This is a genomic window from Pseudomonas agronomica (assembly GCF_025917275.1).
Classification (GTDB): domain Bacteria; phylum Pseudomonadota; class Gammaproteobacteria; order Pseudomonadales; family Pseudomonadaceae; genus Aquipseudomonas; species Aquipseudomonas agronomica.
The window spans coordinates 1-2857 of sequence record NZ_JAOSHO010000580.1; the positions used below are offsets into that span (position 1 = coordinate 1).

Annotated in this window: 3 protein-coding genes; all 3 read left to right on the forward strand. The window is 62.1% G+C overall.

What is annotated here, in order from left to right; translation table 11 throughout:
• The first annotated feature begins 154 nt into the window (after positions 1-154).
• The 3 genes from OC610_RS24755 (at position 155) to OC610_RS24765 (ending at position 2839) form a co-directional block, all read left to right on the forward strand.
• Complete coding sequence (locus OC610_RS24755) at positions 155-937, forward strand: sulfite exporter TauE/SafE family protein (protein WP_264431623.1); 783 nt, start codon at positions 155-157, stop codon at positions 935-937.
• Positions 938-1005: 68 nt separating this feature from the next.
• Positions 1006-1815, forward strand: coding sequence for a prolipoprotein diacylglyceryl transferase (gene lgt, locus OC610_RS24760; protein ID WP_030140534.1), 810 nt, complete (start codon positions 1006-1008; stop codon positions 1813-1815).
• 52 nt (positions 1816-1867) lie between these two features.
• Complete coding sequence (locus OC610_RS24765) at positions 1868-2839, forward strand: thymidylate synthase (protein ID WP_264431627.1); 972 nt, start codon at positions 1868-1870, stop codon at positions 2837-2839.
• The last annotated feature ends 18 nt before the right edge of the window (positions 2840-2857 follow it).

The window sequence follows — 2857 nt, forward strand, 5'->3', positions numbered from 1 at the left end:
CCTACAGCGGGAACAAGTTCCCTCGCCATAAAAACCATGCGTTGCGCCTACTCTACCCATACCTCCCTCACGCATCCATCGCCTTCAGTAGAGGCCAAGCCCCTCGATCCGTTACCATGCCGCTCTTATTTCGGGGTTGGGCGGGGAGACGCTGGTGGAATTTTTGCTCTATCTGCTGCTCGGCGCCTGCGCCGGCGTGCTGGCCGGGCTGTTCGGCGTGGGGGGCGGAATGATCATCGTCCCGGTGCTGGTGTTCAGTTTCACCTTGCAGGGTTTCGATCCGCAGGTGTTGACGCACCTGGCCGTCGGTACATCCCTGGCGTCGATCATCTTCACGTCGGTCAACGCCGTGCGCGAACATCATCGCAAAGGCGCGGTGCGCTGGCTGATCTTCGCCTGGATGACCGTCGGGATCCTGATCGGCGCCGGTTTCGGCGCGCTTACCGCCGAAGCCATTTCCGGCCCGCACCTGCAAAAAATCATCGGCGTGTTCGCCATGATCGTCGCCGCGCAACTGGCCCTGGACTTCAAGCCCAAGGCCAGCCGCACGGTGCCGGGCAAGGTCGGGTTGTCCCTGGCCGGCACGATTGTTGGCTGGGCCTCGGCGATTTTCGGCATCGGCGGCGGTTCGCTGACCGTGCCATTCCTGACCTGGCGCAGCGTACCGATGCAACAAGCGGTGGCGACTTCCTCGGCCTGCGGGCTGCCGATCGCCCTGGTCAGTGCGCTAAGTTTCATGATTCTGGGGTGGCACGATCCGCTGTTGCCGCCCCATAGTCTCGGTTTTGTGTATTTGCCGGCCCTGCTGGGCATTGCCCTGACGAGCATGGTCTTCGCCCGCGTCGGTGCGCGGCTGGCCCATCGCCTGTCGCCGCGCTTGCTCAAACGGCTGTTCGCCGCTTTGCTGTTCTGCGTGGGCTTGAGTTTCCTGCTCTGACGCAATCCTGGCTTAATCCCGAGGTGGCAGCGTCGCCCGGGTATTTTTGACGTTTACGAGGAATATCAATGCTGCCTTACCCGCAGATCGATCCGGTTGCCCTGGCCATCGGCCCGCTGAAAATCCACTGGTACGGCCTGATGTACCTGATCGGCATCGGCGGTGCCTGGCTCCTGGCGTCGCGCCGGCTGAACCGCTTCGACCCGACCTGGAACAAGGAAAAACTCTCCGACCTGGTGTTCTGGCTGTCCATGGGCGTGATCGTCGGCGGGCGCCTGGGCTATGTGCTGTTCTACGACCTGAGCGCCTACCTCGCCAACCCAACGCTGATCTTCGAGGTGTGGAAGGGCGGCATGTCGTTCCACGGTGGGTTCATCGGCGTGATGCTGGCGGCGCTGTGGTTTGGCAAGCGCAACAACAAATCGTTTTTCGAACTGATGGACTTCGTCGCGCCGATGGTGCCGATCGGCCTGGGTGCCGGACGCATCGGCAACTTCATCAATGCCGAATTGTGGGGCAAGCCGACCGACGTGCCGTGGGCGATGATCTTCCCGCCCTTCAGTGACCCGGCGCAATTGCCGCGCCACCCGTCGCAGCTCTATCAGTTCGCCCTCGAAGGCGTGGCACTCTTCCTTATTCTCTGGCTGTTTTCGCGCAAGCCGCGTCCGACCATGGCAGTGTCGGGCATGTTCGCACTGTTCTATGGCATCTTCCGTTTCATCGTCGAGTTCGTCCGAGTCCCGGATGCCCAGCTCGGTTATCTGGCGTGGAACTGGCTGACCATGGGCCAGGTGCTGTGCCTGCCGATGATCATCGGTGGCCTGGCGCTGATCTGGCTGGCCTATCGTCGCGCGCCGGCTGCCGCCGCCAAAGTTTAAAAAAATCCGAACCCCGGGGCGCAGGCCCCGGGTTCAAGGACACAGGTAATCCATGAAGCAATATCTCGATCTGGTGGCTCACGTCATCAAGAACGGCACCAAGCAAGCCAACCGCACCGGCGTGAACACCATCAGCTTCCCCGGCGCCATGCTGCGCTATGACCTGAAGGAAGGCTTTCCCGCCATCACCACCCGCAAGATGGCCTTCAAATCGGCCATCGGCGAGATGTGCGGTTTCCTTCGTGGCGTGAACAATGCCGCCGAGTTCCGCGCCTTGGGCTGCAAGGTCTGGGACCAGAACGCCAACGAAAACGCCCAGTGGCTGGCCAATCCGTTCCGCCAGGGCGAAGACGACCTGGGCGAGATCTACGGCGTGCAGTGGCGCAAATGGCCGGCCTACAAGCAAATCCCCCTGAGCAATCCAGCGGCCATCGAGCAGACGCTGGCCCAGGGTTACCGGCAGATCGCCGAGGGCGAGGAAAACGGCCAGGCCTACGTGGTGCTGTACAAGGCCATTGACCAGGTTCGCCAGTGCGTCGACACCATCATCAAGGACCCGGGCAGCCGGCGGATCCTGTTCCACGGCTGGAACTGCGCCCAGCTCGATGAGATGGCCTTGCCGCCGTGCCATCTGCTCTACCAGTTCCATCCGAATGTCGAGACGAAGGAAATCTCCCTGACCCTCTACATCCGTTCCAACGACCTGGGCCTGGGCACGCCGTTCAACCTCACCGAAGGCGCCGCGCTGCTGAGCCTGATCGGCCGCCTGACCGGCTATACGCCGCGCTGGTTCACCTATTTCATCGGCGATGCCCACGTCTACGAAAACCACTTGGACATGCTCAACGAACAGCTCAAGCGCGAGCCGTTCCCGATGCCAAAACTGGTGATTTCCGAGCGCGTGCCGGAGTTTGCCAAGACCGGTGTTTACCAGCCTGAATGGCTGGAACAGGTGGAGCCGGGAGATTTCTCCCTCGAAGGCTACCAGCACCATGCGCCGATGACCGCGCCGATGGCGGTCTAAGCCACCCTGCCTCTCCCT